The organism is Paenibacillus sp. LRG-1 (assembly GCF_057220305.1).
The window spans coordinates 508772-526298 of the sequence record NZ_CM170126.1 but is presented as its reverse complement, the minus strand read 5'-3'; the positions used below and the strand labels follow the sequence as shown (position 1 = coordinate 526298).

Genomic DNA, 17527 nt, shown 5'->3' with positions numbered 1-17527 from the left:
TTTATTCATCGGTATTCCGGGGCGAGATCGTTTCCGGCACACGGAAGCTTACCGTCGTCCCTTGCATTGAATTACTTTCAATCCGCAATCCTTCTCCATACATATGGATAAGACGGCGATGGATATTCCGCAGTCCCACGCTGGAAGATACATGATCCTCCGACAACAGCTGTTCCAGTCGCTCGGACGGAATCCCTACGCCGTCATCGGTCACGCTGACTACAAAATCGGTTCCATCCTCCTGCACAACCACTCGCACGGTTCCACCTGTTGCCCGTTGCATCACACCATGTCGTATCGCATTTTCCACGATAGGCTGAATGCTTAATGGCGGGATAAGCAACCGGATGTTCCTTCCTACCTCTACGGTCACCTGCAAACGTTCTTCAAATCGTGCTTTTTCCAGTGCCACATACGATTCTACCAATTCCAGCTCCTTGGATAACGGTACCGTATTCTCCCTGTTCTGAAAATCAAAACTGCCCCGCAAATACTGACTCAGCTCCATGAGCAGCTCCGCTGCTTTATCCGGGTCTACGGCTACGGTCGATACAATAACATTCAATGCATTGTACAGAAAATGCGGCTTAATTTGTGCCTGTAAAAAGGCCATTTCCGAACGCACCGCTTCCTCCGCCGAATGACGCATGTTCAACAGCGTGCGCACACGCGCCTTTAATTCCTCAGCATCAACAGGCTTACGTAGAAAATCATTAGCTCCCGCCATAAAACCCGCGCGGATATCGCCGGGCAGGTCGCGTGCCGTCAGCAGCAACACTGGTAGCTCGGACAGGGAATACCGTTCCCGTATCCGTCGGCACAGCTCAATACCGGACATTTCCGGCATCATCCAATCCGTAATGACTAGGTCAAATCGGGTACGGCCATTCAGCATGTGAAGTGCCTCCTCGGCATGATCCACTGCCACCACGCTACAACCTGTGGTATATAATAGCTCCTCCAGCACCCGAAGATTAACCTCATCATCATCCACAGCCAGCACTTTGTAGGGAACAGTCTGAACTTGCTCTTGGGCATCCTCTTCATGCGGAATCACATTCTGACCCGACGTCACGCCAGGCTGCAATATAACCGCAGACGAAACATCTTTTTGAGCTTCATGTGCCAACGTTCCGGTCTGCGCCAAGGGTAGTGTAAAATAAAAGGTCGAACCCTTGCCCAATCTAGATTCTACCCGGATATGACCACCATGCAGCTCCACTAGACGACGGACTATGCCTAATCCAAGCCCTGTTCCACTGTATCCTTCATCCTCAGCATTCGCCCCTCGGTTAAAAGGTTCAAATATATGCGAAAGATGCTCCTGGGCAATACCGGACCCGGTATCCTTCACACTGATTTCCATTTCGCGGTTCCCCGCTTTGGCAGAGATTACGATTTCGCCTTCCTCCGTAAATTTCACCGCATTACCCAACAAATTGTACAAAATCTGAATCAGCCGATCCTCATCCGCATCCACCTTGGGTAACGAATTGGGCCATTCTTTGACGAATTGCAGCTTTTTCTTACCCACCGTATGACCCAATACCTCCAGCACGGAATTTACAGCTGCCTGTACATTAACAGGCCGACGATTTAAGGCTAATCTGCCATTTTTCAAATTAGAAAAATCCAGAATATCGTTAATTAAATAAGAAAGTCTGCGTCCTACATTCGCAATCAAGGACAAGTTGTGCTTTTGCGGCTCATTGAATTGTGCCCCGTAACGGTCTAGCATGGATTGAGCGATATTAATAATTCCATGTAGAGGAGTGCGCAACTCATGTGACGTGTTCGCCAGGAATTCGTCCTTTAACCCATCCAGTGTTAGCAACCGTCGTGACAGGTTCTCAACCTCCATAAACGAATGTACAAAACGTTTGGCCAGCAGAAGCGTTTGAGCCAATACGAATATGAGCATTTCATAGGCTGTCACCCCGCGCACATCTCCCCAGCCCAAAATATACACAAAACTAGTCACTACAATCATAAGTATGCTCATAATACTAATGACTAGCAGTGCAGCGTCATCCGTCCGTTGAAGAAGTCCACGAATCAAGATCAGTAATACATATCCCACACTAACTACGCCAAAAAGAAGAATAAACGCTTCAAAGGATGAGAGTATCAGTGTAGGCAACATTAGCCCCATACCTAGCATCAGTGCGGTTGTAATATTATAGAGGCGCAGCACGATCCGATTCATAACAATCTGCGTCGAAAGATGAACATACCGGATCAAAAAATAGTAGAACAGCGTTGAAGAGAACGACTGTATTTTCAGTATCCATTCATAAGGTAAGTCCGGTATTCCCCAGACCAGCAGCTTTTCTCCATGTGTCAGAATGTAAAATAAAGCCGCGATGCAAAAGCATCCTAAGTAAAGCAATGCCTTCTCCTTTTTACGTAAAAGATACAGCATGATAAAAAATACGGTAGGCATAAAAAAACCCGCTATCAGTACGGTGTCCTCTGCCATTGCAACTTCCCGGCTATGCGTAATACTCTCGTAATCCCCAAATAACAATGGGTAAATGATCCCACCGGAGGAATAACTATAATTAGCCACATGCACGGTAATATCTACCGATTGTCCATCTACCGCTGCAAATCCAACATAAGGAGCATTGCCCTGCTTGCCTTTGTCGGCAGAAACAGAGGGAATACCACTCGCTCCTACCTCTGCTCCGTCAATCCATACTCGGCTGGAACTCCGAATGTTTTGCATATAGATGCCGTACAGATTTTCCGCTTTTTCAGGCAACAGGATACGAATATGATAGGTTCCATATCCGGTCGCCTGTCCCTCAGGCATCCACTGATTCCATCTACCAGGCACATCCACAATCTTGGTAGAATATCCCGTTTCCATCCCCAACTCTGAAGAACTCTGATGATTTACCCAATCCTTATCTTGCAATTCATGAAAGGCTGAAGGTTGCACAAGCTGGTTGGGGTAAAATTCCCACTCCCCTCCCAGCTGTATAGGGCCTTCCTTTTCGGGATGCCAATTACGCAAATTTATAACGCCGTTATGAGCTTTCCAATGACTGTTTCCAGATAATACACCCGACACCAACGGATACACAGGCAACGCAACCGCAAGCAGAAGTATAATAAAAAATAAAACACCCTGTTTTTTCATAAATCCCCCGCTCTTTTCAATATCGTCTATCTTTTAGTATCGGTTATTCTAACCAGCTGTATTAGAAGCGCCCCCCATGCAAAAAGGGACGCCCGCCGCAGACAAAAATCTGTGCGGAATCGTCCCCTTCTATACATCCTTGCACTTCCTGTATTTCCCTTATTAAGGAATCATGCCTTCATCATTACCACCGCCAGGAATCGAGCCTGAATCGTCTCCGCTGTTATCGCTTGGTGGTGTTTCTCGACCGTTGCTGTCACTGCTTCCAGTTCCGCTGCTATCGCTTGGCGGCGTTGCTCCACCACTACTGTCGCCGCTTCCTGTTCCGCTGCTATCGCTTGGCGGTGTTGCTCCACCACTACTGTCACTGCTTCCTGTTCCGCTACTATCGCTTGGCGGTGTTGCTCCACCACTGCTGTCGCTGCTTCCTGTTCCGCTGTTTTGTTGCTGGCTGGCTACAAAATCTTTATACTCCTGAATCGCATCTTCCAGATTCATATAATTTTTCTTAATTTCCGGCATAGGATAATACTGGTCCAGACGATTGAATGCATCCACTACTCTGTGAAAGTAGACCGTCGTAGGATCTGTACCATTTGCTGTGAGCAGATTGTTCGCAATGGTCTTGAGCTCATTGATATCATAATCAGTTACTATCCATTTGGATTGGTAGTTCGCAAACGCTGTAATCAAATCCGTGTTAGCCTGGTCTACCTGCAGCTGTGTGCTATCCGGAGTATTAAGCACAAGGCTTGCCTGATTAATTTGCCCTTGAAGTTCCTCGTTATCTTGTTCGGTATAATGACGGCCGAACGTCTGAACTTCATTATTAGCTAAATTTATGTTGAAACTTAACAACGTAGTATCCACTGCTATTGGTACAGCATACTGGCTCTGTACCTGTTGCAACTCCTCGTATACAGGAACCACGTCTTGCAATTCAAATCTAGGCAGACCTAAGAAAATGGAGGCATGCTCTGATGCAGAAGACAAGGCTTGCTGGGCTTCAGCGCTTAATGCGCCTGAATTTTGCACCAAAATTCCATTGATCGATGCCTGCATTTCAATGATTTCGGCTCTCAATTGTAGTCTTTTCTCGTTATATTTTTCAATATAGGTCCCTTTAGCCTGACTTAATTGATTATAAGAGATCACCAATTGCTCCTCAGGAGTAAACGGCATAATGAGTGCAAAGTTGGCTTGTGCTGTTTGTTGCTCTAAAGACAGCATTTCCGTATTCAAGTAATTACGAGCTACAGGGTTAGACAGTAGTTTTAGATGAATATCTTGAACCAGCTGCTGCAGTTTTTCCCGAATTGTAGCAGGCACTGGAGCAGTGAATTCCGCAAGTCTTTGACTCAGCTCCATGTTCAAGGTCAATACGTCCTGCTGCGTCATAGCGGTGTGCATCTTCTCTGTATATTCCTGAATGAGGTTGCCCAGTTCAACATTTTGAGAGCCACTCTGATCGTAGATAACCTGCGCTTCTTGTAAAGTATTTTTAAGCACTGAAAAGTCTGCTGCTTGCAATGCCAGAAATGCTTCTGTTGTATCTTTTATTTTTCGTGTCCATTCGTCCAACTGCTCAGTTGTAGCTAATGGGTTCATATATACACTTAATCCTTCCCTCACTAAGGACTTGTAACGCGCTTTGTCAGTTTTCATATTCTCCACACGATCCGTTACATCGAGAAAATGCAGATAGGTATCTCTGAGTTTTACTGATGCATTGTAGACTTCAATTACTCGACGCAAGCTTACTACTTCCCGATCCACAATATTTTGAGGAGCATTCCCTTCCAGCACATTGTTGCCAAATTGAATAGCTTGACTTAGTGATTCATCCCAAAGAGGCGGGAATTCGTCGCCAATCATTCGGTTTTGTTCAAGGGTAGTCGAAGCTACCTGAATCAGTCTAGTTAATTCCTGTGTCCCAATCACTGGTTCTGTGGCTGAGGCTGTGTACACAGAAACATCGTGCTTCAATGTGCTGAGCGCTTGATCTACCTCTGCCTGTGTAGCTGCTGTATTGTTCAGTACCAGCATAGCTTGATTGATTGCTATGGACAGGCTTTCCTTCGCTGCGGCCGTGTAAAGCGCCTGATCTGTTCCACCCTCACCTGCACGCTCCAGTAGTTCTTTGGCTGCATGGACTTCTGTCTCCAGCTGACTGCGGTCTACGCTGATAATGTCACTATCGTGTTTTTTCTTATCTTTGCTATCTGTGTCCGTGACAACCGATCCAGCAGAGGATGAGTTCTTCGTACCATTTACGAGACTAACAGCTTCTTTCATCGCATCATAGTTAATGATAACATCCTGCGGCTGTTTTTGTTCCGGCAGGTTAAGCTGGTTGATTGCAGCTCCCTTAGCCAGCGTAATAAAAGGAACGCCCACATATTGTGATGCATCCAGCAAACCAATACTACCGCTAACCAACAGCTTGCCCAGTCCCTGTTGCAAAGAAACGCGGCTAATCGCGGCATTTCCTTCGGTCACGATCGATGCATCATCTTTCAGCGTCAGGTTGTCAATCTTCGTTGTCCCGGTTGCTGTCAGCTTGGCATCCTTAGAGCCCAGCTCCACACCGGACCATGCCGTATTTTCTAAAATGGCCGATACAGGCTGATTCCCTGTACCTTTGATTTCCAATACCCCTGTGGAGGACATGTTCTTCAAGGTTACCGAGCCATTAACGATCAGGCGCCCCTCAAAAGACACACCCTTGCCGTCAAAAACGCCACCGTCTGCGTTAATTTCCAGCTTATTCACACCTGTCAGTGTACGCAAGTTACGGTTAAGGTCGAATTTCGCCCCTTTTAATACAGCTTTGTTATTTTCACCGAACAAACCTTGCAAAGACCCTTCCAACTGGTAAGGGATATTTCCGATGCGAACGGTATTGCCCTCTGATTTCACTTCTCCTACCGGATGATCCAGCAGGCTGACGAATACTTCTGCACCACTCTCCCGGTTCAATGGATTTTTCAAATCCGTTGCAGAAGCATCCTCTGATAACAGACCGTAAGAGCGGGCAACCTGAACTGCATTTTGCTGTGCATTCGCTGTGCTGGCATCCTGTAAGTCCATTGCACGTACTAGCGATACGATCAGTTCTTCCTTGGTAATGGCATCCCCCGGACGGAACAGTTCCCCGTTGCCTGTCATATACCCGGCTGCACGTACAGCCTCAATATAGGGAGCGTCCCATGCATCGGACGATACATCCATAAAAGAAGTTTGCGGCTGATTGTTAACTTCCAACTGGAACAGACTGCACAAAATTTTAGCCGCCTCTGCGCGGGTCAAATTCTTTTGCGCCATAAAATCGCCCTGCTTACCGCCTGTCATCAAACCCAAGGTGCGAGCTTGTGCTACAAATCCAGTTTCGCTTTGCGTATCTGCTGTTGCTGCATAAGCAGTCTGAGCGCCGCCCATCCAAGGCAGAGATACGATTGAGCCTGAAGCAATACCTAATACCATCGCAGATGCAATCCATTTATTTCGTTTTACAAGTTTCAACATTTCCACTCCTAGACGCTATTTATTGGCATATATCCTGCTTTATCAAAGTCTTTAGTCATGTTTAGTTCTACGGATCATGCAACCAAGGAACTATGCTAAGAGAATTATACGAAGTTCCACTGAACCAATTCTGAACAATAAGACCTATATGATGGCATCACGCAACAAAATCGCTTGACTTGGAGTGAACTCCAAATGTAATAATATCCGGTGTAAGTAGCTGGAGTAGACTACATTTGAAGAAAACAATATCTAGGAAAGCGAGGTATAATTAAATGGACTATGTGAAACTTGGAAATACCGGTTTGGATGTATCCCGGCTTTGTCTTGGGTGTATGGGCTTTGGGGTTGCAGAACGGTGGATTCACCCATGGATACTAGATGAAGAGCGCAGTCGTCCAATTATAAAAAATGCCCTGGAGCTAGGTATTAATTTTTTTGATACCGCGAATGTATATTCAGATGGAACTAGCGAAGAAATTGTTGGACGGGCTTTAAAGGATTATGCGAATCGAGATGAAATTGTCCTCGCGACAAAGGTTCATTTCCGTATGCATCAAGGCCCGAATGGTGCGGGACTTTCCCGAAAGGCTATCATGAGTGAAATAGATAAGAGCCTTAAGCGACTGGGGACAGATTATGTGGATCTGTACCAAATCCATCGCTGGGATTACAATACCCCTATTGAAGAGACGATGGAAGCTTTACATGATGTTGTGAAGGCCGGGAAGGCAAGATATATTGGTGCTTCTGCCATGTACGCATGGCAGTTTCTGAAGGCGTTACATGTTGCTGAAAAGAATGGATGGACCCAATTTGTATCAATGCAGAATCATTTAAATCTCTTATATCGTGAAGAGGAAAGAGAGATGCTGCCGCTTTGTAAAGAAGAAAAAATCGGTGTGATTCCATACAGCCCGCTTGCAGGTGGAAGATTGACGCGTGATGTGCAGGAAACAACACATCGTTCCGAAACCGATCAGGTTGCGAAATCTAAATACGATGCGACTGCCGATACCGATCGATTGATCGTGGAGCAGGTTGCGGCCATCGCAGAAAAACGTGGAGTTCCTCGCGTTCAAATCGCACTTGCCTGGTTGCTACAGAAAGAACCGGTAACAGCTCCCATTATCGGTGCTACGAAAACGTCTCATCTCGAAGATGCAGTAGCTGCTCTTTCGATTACGTTAACACCTGAAGAAATTGCATTGCTGGAAGAGCCATATGTTCCTCATCCGGTAGTTGGCGCTCAGTAAATATGGATGAAATGAAAGTTTCGAAATAAGAAACAACAAGAACGCCCTATCCATTTACATAGGGCGTTTCTTGATCAGAAATCAGGAGGTGAAGTCTGCATGTTGATCGCAGAAGTAAGCAAAAAATTCGAACTATCTCAGGATACACTCCGCTATTATGAACGCATCGGACTTATTCCGCGTGTGAACCGTAATAAAAGTGGAATCAGGGATTACACGGAAGAAGACTGCAGATGGGTTGAATATATCAAATGCATGCGAGGCGTAGGGCTTCCCATTGAAATTTTGATTGAGTACGTTAGGTTGTTCCAGCAGGGTGATGAAACGATAAATGCTAGAAAAGAACTCCTAATGGAGCAGCGTAAGCAGCTCATTGCAAAAATGGCAGATATGAACAACGTATTGGAACGCATGGATTATAAAATTACAAGCTATGAACAGACAATAGGTAAAAAAGAAAAACATCTAATTTAACCCCTACGTGCTTTGCGGGAGAGCAGGTTCCCCAAGGACTGAACACCTTGAACAAACAAGACTAGAATGATGACGGTAATCAGCATAACCAGCGTATCAAAACGTTGATAGCCATACGCGATCGCCAGATCGCCAATTCCGCCTCCACCGACCGCACCAGCCATAGCAGTAGCACCAATCAGACCAATGGATGCTGTCGTTAACGACAAAATCAGAGAACTGAATGCCTCAGGAAGCAAAAAGTATCGAATGACCTGGAATGGAGTCGCCCCCATCGCATCTGCTGCCTCCAGTATCCCCGGATTCACCTCCAACAGCGAGTTTTCGACCAGCCTGCCGATATATGGCGCAATATATACAATCAAGGGGACAATTGCCGCACTGGTCCCAATGGATGTATTCACAATCAGACGGGTTAACGGAATGATTGCAATCAGCAAGATAATAAAGGGTAAGGAGCGAACAATGTTTATGATTGGATTCAAAATATTGTGCAGCCATTTGTTCTCGAGAATTCCGCCCGGACGGGTGATGACGAGTAAAATACCGATAGGGATACCGATCAGGGCACCAATGAATAATGATATGCTGACCATAAGCACGGATTCATACAAAGCTTCCCACAGTTGATCCCAGGTGATCGTAGTTCCTGTAATCATCATAGACTCTCTACCTCCTGAATATGGACTCCTTTGCTCTTGAGAAAATCAACAGCCTGCTGAACGGCATGCTGTCCGCCGCGCAGTTGGATCGTCATATAGCCAATTGTCGTTTCTTGAATCTCCGTCATGTTGGCAAACAAAATGTTCACGTGGATATCATGCTGCCGAATCAATTCATGAACCACCGGATCAGAAGCAACCTGCCCTATAAATTCCAGCTTGTATATTCGCTGCGATTCTTGCTGTTCGAACGTTTGCAGCACACTCTCGGGTACCGTATCGTGAATGACCGTGCGTACAAAGCTCTGTGTCGTTGGGTGCTGCGGCTGCCCGAATACCTCCAGGACATTGCCCTGCTCGATGATTTCCCCCTTTTCCATTACGGCTACCTTATTGCAAATTCGCTGAATCACCGACATCTCATGGGTGATGATCAAAATGGTGATCTTGTATTCCTTATTGATTTTGCGAAGCAAGTCGAGAATTGACTGTGTGGTCTGCGGATCAAGTGCCGAGGTTGCCTCATCACAGAGCAAAATGGACGGGTTGCTCGCAAGCGCCCGTGCAATCCCTACACGCTGCTTTTGTCCGCCGGAAAGCTCGTTGGGATAGCTATTCGCCTTGTCGGACAATCCTATGAACGCCAAAAGCTCTTTTACACGCCCCTCTATTTCCCGTTTGTTGCGCTTAAGCAGCACCAACGGAATTGCAATGTTGTCGAACACTGTTTTCGATTCCAGAAGATTAAAATGCTGAAAAATCATTCCGATCTTCTTCCTTACCTTCCGAAGCCCAGAGGTCGAGTAGGTATTTAACTGCTCCCCCTCAACAAGAACCTCTCCGCTGGTTACTTTCTCGAGACGATTGACCAAACGGATCAGCGTACTTTTCCCTGCGCCACTGAATCCGATAAACCCGAAGATATCTCCTTTATCCACTTTGATATTTATATTTTTTAACGCTTCAATACTTAGGCCTTTTCTCACGTAGGTTTTGGATACATTCCTAAGTTCAATCATGAGTCCTAACTCCTTCCGTTCTCACAAGTATGTAAAATGTTCTGAGCTGATTGCTTTTCTTTGGCATGAACGATCGAATTAAATCCGAGTATTCTAGTAAGTTTTATAAAGTATACTACTTCGATTTAATATTCATGTCAATATGTGTTTTGAGTCTGGTTAGTCCATGTCCTTGCATAAATCAGCATGGTATTGCAGATGGTATGGAATATGCCGAAGCATACACACCTTACCCGTACGGGACGGAAGCGGAGGAACATAGATGAAGCGAATATTTACCTTGTGGCTATGCGTTGCAGTTATGGGGATGTTGGCAGTTACGGCGGAACCCGCATGGGCTACTCAGACTGTTGACGGACAGCCTTATCATTTTGGATTTAAAAAAAGTAAGGGAGGGGAGCTGCCTTCTATCGCACAAGAAGGCTTTATGCACCTGATCAAAAGACAAGGTGGCATCTTTCTGGGGGATACGACTAAAAAAGAATTATTTCTCACTTTCGACAACGGCTATGAGAATGGGTATACTCCGAAAGTGCTGGATGTATTGAAGGCCAAAAAGGTCCCAGCCGCCTTCTTTGTGACAGGGCATTTTGTAAAAGACCAGCCTGCTTTGATGCGACGCATGGCAAGTGAGGGTCATATTATCGGAAACCATTCATGGAGCCATCCTGATATGAGCACCATTTCTTCGGCAGAGATCCGGTCTGAGCTGGATCGGGTACGAAATGCATCGGCAGAGCTAACCGGGCAAAAAGAAATGAAATATGTCCGACCGCCTCGCGGCATTTTTAGTGAAAAAGCATTGGCTTCCTGTCGAGAAGCCGGATATACGAGCGTATTCTGGTCTGTAGCTTACAAGGACTGGGACACAAATATTCAGCAAGGAACGGACTATGCCTATCGTCAAGTCATGCGTCAGCTCCACCCTGGTGCGGTCATTCTGCTCCATTCCGTATCCAAGGACAATGCCGAGGCGCTTGCTTCTATCATCGACGAGGCTCGCAAGCAAGGGTATGAGTTTAAAAGTCTAGACGACCTTAAGGTGAAACATTATCACTAAATAGTAATTGAATTTAATGAGTCGATATCATAATGAGCCCGATCTACACCTGCCCATGGCAGCCAGTGTGAATCGGGCTTTTTAGTTTACGACCAAGGAAGGTAATGGATATAATGACTGTAAGAAATGAATTGGAAAGCACTATTTTTTGGAGGTATATCATGCATTTTGTATTTGATCTGGATGGAACGATTTGCTTTAAGGGTCAGTGTGTGTCGGATAAGATTGCAAGCTGTCTGGAACAATTGTCCCGATCGGGACATGAAGTCATTTTTGCCTCGGCACGGCCGATTCGCGACATGTTACCCGTACTTCCTAAACGCTTTCACACCTATGCTCTGATTGGTGGCAACGGCTCTATGATCTCCCAACAAGGCAGTATAACTCACGTGGAATCCTTTTTACCAGATGTGAAGAATGCCCTGCTCGCACTACTGGAGGAACACCAAACCACCTACCTGATTGACAGCGAGTGGGATTATGCATATACGGGTGCAGCTGATCATCCTATACTCAACAATGTGGATATCAGCAAGTTGGCGCAAAAGCTGCCTTTGGCTTCCCTGAAATCCATCGTAAAAATGCTCATTTTAACTGCTGACGATATGGATGAGCTGGCCGCCAAGCTTTCGCCGCTCGGCGTGGTCATCCATCAACACCGTAATGAACAAGTGCTGGACATCAGCCCGCAAAATATCCATAAATGGAACGCACTTCAGAAGCTTGGTGTGCAGCCCCGTCAATTTATCGCCTTCGGCAATGATGCGAATGATATACCGATGTTCAGGGAGGCACACCATGCTGTCATGATTCATCAACATGCTGAACTGGCTGCCTTCGCGACTGAATCGATCCCTAATGAGGGGGAAAATCAAGAAGACCTGATTATCGCCAAAATACGTGAGTTGGCTGAAACAGTTACCATTTAGCCAAACGCCAAGAAAGGGAAGGTCTCTCTATGAACCTTCCCTTCCTTTTACCATTCTACAGATAGCAACGCCTATTGCACGCTTAGCTTATACACTCGGGCTTCATAGGGGCGCAGCTTCAAGGCATGCAGTTGTTCCCCTTGTACCGGCTCGTAGTTGGACAGCAGCAACTCCGCCTTAGCAACAGGAAAGTCCTCCTCGGGCCAGTGGTACACCGGATCACGATCAAAGAAATTCAAAATGACCAGCAAACGCTCTTCTCCCAGCAAACGAGTGAATACATACAGCTCCGTATCTAGCGGCAACAGCAGCTTGTATTCGCCATAGACTATGACCTCATGTTGTTTGCGCAGAGCAATCAACTTGCGATAATAGTGGAAAATCGAGTCCGGATTATTTCTTTCTGCCTCTGCATTAATGTGCGTGTAGTTATCATTAATCTTCATCCACGGCTCTCCATCGGTAAATCCGGCTGAAGGGCCAGCATTCCATTGCATGGGAGTACGCGCATTATCCCGACTTTTCCGCCAGATCTCCGCCATAATCTGTTCCTCAGACTCACCGATCTTCCGTTGCTGCTCATAATAATTCAATGTTTCCACATCCCGGTAATCATCAATTGACGGGAATGCGATATTGGTCATGCCAATTTCTTCACCTTGATAAATATAAGGCGTACCCTCTAACATATGTGTGAAGGTTGCCAGCATTTTGGCTGACTCTACGCGATATTGTCCATCATTAGCAAATCGCGAGAGGGCTCGCGGCTGATCATGATTGTTCAGATAATTGGCATTCCATCCTTCCTCATGAAGCACTGTCTGCCAGCTGCTCATTATTTTTTTTAGCTCCACCAGTGTCCACGGCTTGGATTTCCATTTTTCCGTCCCTAGCCCTTGTGCATCAATAAACATGTGTTCAAACTGGAAAACCATATTCAGCTCATGCCGCTGGTCCCCCACATAATCAAGCGCCTGTTCCGGTCCTAAACCAGACGTTTCGCCAACTGTCATTAAGGGATAACGCTCCAGTAATTTTTCATTCAGCATCCGTAGAAGTACATGTACCTGTTCCAGATTGGAAAAGAGCTGATAGGCACGTACCAAGGTTCGTTTGTCAGGATTATCGGCATCCGGCAGTCCCTCCGCTTTGACAATATGGGCAATGGCGTCAAAACGGAAGCCATCGACTCCCTTTTTCAGCCACCATTCCACCATGCGGTAGAGTTCGCTCACCATCTCTTCATTTTCCCAGTTCAGATCTGGCTGATGCTCGGAATATAGATGCATGTAATATTCGTCTGTAAGCTTGTCATATTTCCACACTGAACCGGAAAAATACGATTCCCAGTTGTTCGGATATCCGCCATTTTTGCCTGTTCGCCATATGTAGTAGTCCCGCTTCGGATTATCCTTGGACGAGCGTGACTCCGTAAACCACGGATGCTCATCCGATGTATGGTTTAATACCAAATCCATCATGATTTTGATGCCTCGTTCATGCGCCCGGTGAAGCAGTTCGTCAAAATCCTCCATTGTTCCAAACTCATCCATAATGGCATAATAATCGCTAATATCATATCCGTTATCGTGATTAGGCGATTTATATACCGGACAAATCCAGATTACATCAATACCCAGCTCACACAAATAATCCAGCCTGGACAAAATGCCTCGCAAGTCTCCTTTACCGTCTCCGTCAGAATCCTGAAAACTGATCGGGTAAATCTGATATACAACGGCTTCCTTCCACCATATTTTTCTAGGCATGTTTCCCTCCTGTAGCTTCTCTGTACATCCAATAGCTTATGCTCTTAACATACACGCAATACCTGTCTGCGAATCGTTGGTGTAGGGGAACAAGAGTCTTGTAAGCTTGCTTCGACGCATTAGCAGAGCCGCTATAACCTACGGAGATTTATTTTAAAAAAATATTTTGCAAAACAGGTTGTAAAAGTGGACCTGGCGTTACCTATATTTATGAACTACCCATATATATGTACTCAAAGCGGTGCCACTTTTGAATAAAAGGAGGAATTTACATGAACCATCGACCCAAGGAGCCAAAGGATCTAATTGTGGAAACTGCTGTGATCCCGCCCAATATCCATGTGGACGTGGAGTCAGCCACTGAGGGGGGAACACGCCGCCTGATGCTTAGCGATAACCCGGAGACGCTTACCCATGTGACGGTACCTACCGAGCAAGCCACCCTGTGGCATGATGTGGTTCGCACCACAACGCGGACGGTCAAGCATCGCATTTTCGGCTGGCATTATAACAAAATCGGCAGCGCTGTTAAACTGGGCATCACCGTAGAGAACAGAAGCGCTGCTAAACTAGAAGTACGTCATATTGAACGTGCCCTTAAGATTGTGCCTGAGGATGGCAACTGGATTATAGATGTCGGGCAGTCTATTGCCAAAAGCTGTTTGGCGGGTACGATGGAACGTCTGAAGCCAGCAGACCGTCATAAATTCGGCAAAGGCACCGCCCTGCTGGAGGAATTTGAGCTGCCCGAAGGATCACTGGCCGGATTCATCTATGACCTCACAGTAGAATTTGCTGAAGGCCACGGTACGCTGGATTATGTGATTCGCACCGTGATCAGCAAGGATACGCAGACGGATCTGCGCCAGATTCATATGGATGCGCTTCCTCCCGTACCTCCACCACAGGCGCATCCACGAGGGGTGTGGTCCTTTTCCGAAACGAATGCGCGGATGCCAGAGTACGTGGTGGGGCAAAGCGCCAACTACCGGGCGTGTGCCACCAAAAAGCTGAACGGCGAGACTCCTGCCGATCTGCTGTTTACCGGGGCACGCAGCGAGCTGGGGCCTGCGCTAGATAATCGCGGACAATTCGGAACCATATACAACGCGACGATTCCCATCGTTAATGACAGTGACGAGGTACGTATCGTACGAATCTATGCCAATCCACGTGGGGGCGCGTTCGCCGGGTCTGTGCGTGTGGATGATCGTGTATATGGTATCCCTCTGCTACGAGATAATACCAAGGTATGCCGATTGGCTGATATCAGCGTCCCTCCCGGCATATCTAGCTATGATCTCAGCTTCATGGTTGCAGGGAGCGCAACCACACCCTTGGGACTATACGTCATTACACTATAGCTGTGCTCACGATGACTGAATGAGCGAACGTGGAGCCAAAATTTTCACAGAATATGGTCTGCTCTATAGTAAATGGAGCTGTCCCAAAGCTGGTTTTAAACTTTATTGGACAGTCACGCTTCGTCATTAGTATAAAAAAAGCGCGAGTGCAAGGGTTATTATCCCCCTGTAGCTCGCGCTTTTTGGTTCATGCTCACCCATTTGAGCAGGTTATGGTCAAACGAAGGCACGTAGTCCTCTTCGCCGCCATACCCGGCATCGGCGATGACCATACCCGGTTACCCGGTTTGTGTCAGAATAAATATCGCTCTATTTGAACCGCTGGACCTGCCTCGAAGGCATAATGGTCAACTCTGGAATATTGACATGCTCCGGCTGCTCTAGTGCATAAAGGGCAGCTTCTGCAACATCATCGGGATGCAGCGGCAAAACGCTCGAAGCAAACGCCCGAATTTCCTGCTCGGGATATCCGGCCACCTGCGAAAATTCCGTCGCCACCGCCCCGGGGTGAATCGCAGTTACACGAATTCCTTGCGTACTGGTCTCCAAACGCAATGCAGAGGCTATGGCACTAACGCCGTACTTGGTAGCGCTGTATAGTCCTCCTCCGGCAACCACTTCCTTCGCTGCAATAGAGGAGATAATGACAACATCCCCCTTGGCCTGTTCCCTCATTGGCTGAAGTCCGTACTTCAGTGTCAGGACAAGACCGTGCACATTCGTCTTGTAAAGCTCCTCCCATCTTTCCAGTTCCACTTCTGCCAGCGGGCTTCGATACCCGAAGCCGGCATTGGCAACGATAATGTCAAGCCGTCCCCAGCGTTCAAGAATGGCGTGGACCGCCTGCTGTACGTCTTCAGCTTTTTGGATATCGGCAGGTATTGCCATGACCTCGTACAATTCCTCTTGGTGCAAGTCGCGAACCAATTCATCCAATCGTTCCTGACGGCGTGCCAATACAGCTACATACGCGCCTCGCTTTGCCAGTTTTTTGGCAATCGATGCCCCAATGCCGCTGCTTGCGCCTGTTACCAAAGCTACTTTCCCGGCCAGGCTTTCCTTCGCTTTCCAGGATAATCTCAATTCATCCAATATCATGTTATACCCTCCCCAAGCTTATTTGGTTAAAAGCACACGATGAACACCCTGGCTGCCTCCAGGAGCTGTACCTATATATAAATATCCGTCATGGTTTACAGCCGTGGTTACCCCATAAAGCGAGCCTTCAGGATCATGCCAGCTTCCGATGAGTTTACCCTGCGGATTAAGCTCCACAGCAAGCCCATGCTTCACAGGTGCGCTTGCACCGCTGAGCAGCGATTGAGGCAATTTGGCCATCATTCCAGCCAGCCATGGGCTTCCATGCATCTGATCTACAAAGGGAATACGTGTTGTGAAGAGACCGACCCAGAAATGGCCTTGATCATCACGCGTAATGTTATCCGGAAAACCGGCGAGATTATCCGCAAAAATATCCGAAGTTCCCTTCTTCGGCCCTTTGAGCCAATATCGGGTCAATTGGTAGTGATACGACTCTGCCACAAGCACAAAATCTTCGTCCGCAGACAAGGCAACCCCGTTCGCAAAATAAAGGCCTTCTAACAGAACTGTCGTCTGCTTGGTCGCCGGATCATATTTCAGCAAACGTCCATGTGGCTTGTTCTCGGCGATTTCTTTGAAGACTACACTGCCATAATTGGAGGTGTCAGAAAAATAAATGGTACCATCTTTGGCAATATCCAGCTCGTTGGCCAAATAGATCGGTGTGCCGTCGACTTGATTGGCCAACACCGTCACGTTTCCGGAAGGATCTACCGACAGCAGCCCCTTCTTAACATCCGTAACGATCAGATTTCCACTTGCGTCAAACATAAGTCCATTGGGCGTTCCTTTGGTATCTGCATATAGCTGGGCCTTTTGCGGATTGCCCTTTGTATCAAAGGCAACCTTATAAATTTTCCCATCGGAGTCTCCCGTATATAAATTTCCTTCCTTGTCAAAGGTGATAAATTCCGGAAACTTAGGAGCAATTGTAACAAGCTCTGCGGAGCTGAGTTTGTTGTTTTGTTGCCATGGACCCGCTTGTTCAAAAGAGGGGGCCGAAGGTGCAAGCCATTTTGCAGGCTGGACAGGGGAAGGGATGAGCATAAAAATAACCACTCCCAGAAGGATTACCGCCAACAGCGATAATCCGGTTCTGCGTACCCATTTACGCGGTTTCTTAGTCTTTCTTCCTTGAGAATCTTTGACAGATAAATCGGGTTTACTGGGCATTAGAGTGCCTCCTATGTGATGTGAATAATATTTCAGCATTTTGCATAATT

The 17527-nt window shown here is 46.8% G+C and carries 12 protein-coding genes; 5 read left to right on the top strand and 7 right to left on the bottom strand.

The genetic code is table 11. The features are described from left to right. Window position 1: 1 nt before the first annotated feature. Complete coding sequence (locus ACUUJN_RS02340; RefSeq protein WP_484669223.1) at window positions 2-3145, bottom strand: ATP-binding protein; 3144 nt, start codon at window positions 3143-3145, stop codon at window positions 2-4. 162 nt (window positions 3146-3307) lie between these two features. Then, on the bottom strand, window positions 3308-6670 hold the full coding sequence (locus tag ACUUJN_RS02335; protein ID WP_484669222.1) for an S-layer homology domain-containing protein: 3363 nt from the start codon (window positions 6668-6670) through the stop codon (window positions 3308-3310). Between the two features lie 275 nt (window positions 6671-6945). Between ACUUJN_RS02335 and ACUUJN_RS02330 the strand changes: the two genes are divergently transcribed. Beyond that, on the top strand, window positions 6946-7926 hold the full coding sequence (locus ACUUJN_RS02330; RefSeq protein WP_068941055.1) for an aldo/keto reductase: 981 nt from the start codon (window positions 6946-6948) through the stop codon (window positions 7924-7926). Window positions 7927-8025: 99 nt separating this feature from the next. Next, entirely contained in the window at window positions 8026-8400 is a 375-nt protein-coding gene (locus ACUUJN_RS02325; protein WP_023986717.1) for a MerR family transcriptional regulator, read from the top strand. Here the strand turns inward: ACUUJN_RS02325 and ACUUJN_RS02320 are convergent. Continuing rightward, entirely contained in the window at window positions 8397-9062 is a 666-nt protein-coding gene (locus ACUUJN_RS02320; protein WP_023986716.1) for a methionine ABC transporter permease, read from the bottom strand. The two genes, ACUUJN_RS02325 and ACUUJN_RS02320, sit on opposite strands and share 4 nt — an antisense overlap. Continuing rightward, a complete protein-coding gene (locus ACUUJN_RS02315; RefSeq protein ID WP_023986715.1) occupies window positions 9059-10081 on the bottom strand; it encodes a methionine ABC transporter ATP-binding protein in 1023 nt (340 codons plus the stop codon). The genes ACUUJN_RS02320 and ACUUJN_RS02315 overlap by 4 nt, the downstream gene beginning before the upstream one ends. A gap of 262 nt (window positions 10082-10343) precedes the next feature. On the opposite strand from ACUUJN_RS02315, the gene pdaA reads away from it, so the two are divergent. Together pdaA and ACUUJN_RS02305 are read left to right on the top strand one after the other, a co-directional pair. Then, complete coding sequence (pdaA, locus tag ACUUJN_RS02310) at window positions 10344-11141, top strand: delta-lactam-biosynthetic de-N-acetylase (protein ID WP_028541204.1); 798 nt, start codon at window positions 10344-10346, stop codon at window positions 11139-11141. Between the two features lie 161 nt (window positions 11142-11302). Continuing rightward, window positions 11303-12070 carry an HAD-IIB family hydrolase gene (locus ACUUJN_RS02305; RefSeq protein ID WP_053324493.1) on the top strand — a complete coding sequence of 256 codons (768 nt, stop codon included), beginning with the start codon at window positions 11303-11305 and terminating at the stop codon, window positions 12068-12070. A 71-nt stretch (window positions 12071-12141) separates the two neighbouring features. Here ACUUJN_RS02305 and ACUUJN_RS02300 read toward each other — a convergent pair whose 3' ends face one another. After that, window positions 12142-13839, bottom strand: coding sequence for a glycoside hydrolase family 13 protein (locus ACUUJN_RS02300; RefSeq protein WP_484669221.1), 1698 nt, complete (start codon window positions 13837-13839; stop codon window positions 12142-12144). 272 nt (window positions 13840-14111) lie between these two features. On the opposite strand from ACUUJN_RS02300, the gene ACUUJN_RS02295 reads away from it, so the two are divergent. Further along, complete coding sequence (locus tag ACUUJN_RS02295) at window positions 14112-15203, top strand: hypothetical protein (RefSeq protein WP_068941051.1); 1092 nt, start codon at window positions 14112-14114, stop codon at window positions 15201-15203. 309 nt (window positions 15204-15512) lie between these two features. On the opposite strand, the gene ACUUJN_RS02290 is transcribed toward ACUUJN_RS02295, so the two are convergent. Then, window positions 15513-16301, bottom strand: coding sequence for an SDR family oxidoreductase (locus tag ACUUJN_RS02290; RefSeq protein ID WP_430179541.1), 789 nt, complete (start codon window positions 16299-16301; stop codon window positions 15513-15515). Window positions 16302-16319: 18 nt separating this feature from the next. Further along, entirely contained in the window at window positions 16320-17477 is a 1158-nt protein-coding gene (locus ACUUJN_RS02285) for an SMP-30/gluconolactonase/LRE family protein (protein WP_484669220.1), read from the bottom strand. Window positions 17478-17527: the final 50 nt, after the last annotated feature.

What these genes read in the sequence shown, in the direction of transcription:
- ACUUJN_RS02340 (WP_484669223.1), bottom strand. Translation starts at nt 3,145, where the DNA reads ATGAAAAAACAGGGTGTTTTATTTTTTATTATACTTCTGCTTGCGGTT.
- ACUUJN_RS02335 (WP_484669222.1), bottom strand. Translation starts at nt 6,670, where the DNA reads ATGTTGAAACTTGTAAAACGAAATAAATGGATTGCATCTGCGATGGTA.
- ACUUJN_RS02330 (WP_068941055.1), top strand. Translation starts at nt 6,946, where the DNA reads ATGGACTATGTGAAACTTGGAAATACCGGTTTGGATGTATCCCGGCTT.
- ACUUJN_RS02325 (WP_023986717.1), top strand. Translation starts at nt 8,026, where the DNA reads ATGTTGATCGCAGAAGTAAGCAAAAAATTCGAACTATCTCAGGATACA.
- ACUUJN_RS02320 (WP_023986716.1), bottom strand. Translation starts at nt 9,062, where the DNA reads ATGATGATTACAGGAACTACGATCACCTGGGATCAACTGTGGGAAGCT.
- ACUUJN_RS02315 (WP_023986715.1), bottom strand. Translation starts at nt 10,081, where the DNA reads ATGATTGAACTTAGGAATGTATCCAAAACCTACGTGAGAAAAGGCCTA.
- pdaA (WP_028541204.1), top strand. Translation starts at nt 10,344, where the DNA reads ATGAAGCGAATATTTACCTTGTGGCTATGCGTTGCAGTTATGGGGATG.
- ACUUJN_RS02305 (WP_053324493.1), top strand. Translation starts at nt 11,303, where the DNA reads ATGCATTTTGTATTTGATCTGGATGGAACGATTTGCTTTAAGGGTCAG.
- ACUUJN_RS02300 (WP_484669221.1), bottom strand. Translation starts at nt 13,839, where the DNA reads ATGCCTAGAAAAATATGGTGGAAGGAAGCCGTTGTATATCAGATTTAC.
- ACUUJN_RS02295 (WP_068941051.1), top strand. Translation starts at nt 14,112, where the DNA reads ATGAACCATCGACCCAAGGAGCCAAAGGATCTAATTGTGGAAACTGCT.
- ACUUJN_RS02290 (WP_430179541.1), bottom strand. Translation starts at nt 16,301, where the DNA reads ATGATATTGGATGAATTGAGATTATCCTGGAAAGCGAAGGAAAGCCTG.
- ACUUJN_RS02285 (WP_484669220.1), bottom strand. Translation starts at nt 17,477, where the DNA reads ATGCCCAGTAAACCCGATTTATCTGTCAAAGATTCTCAAGGAAGAAAG.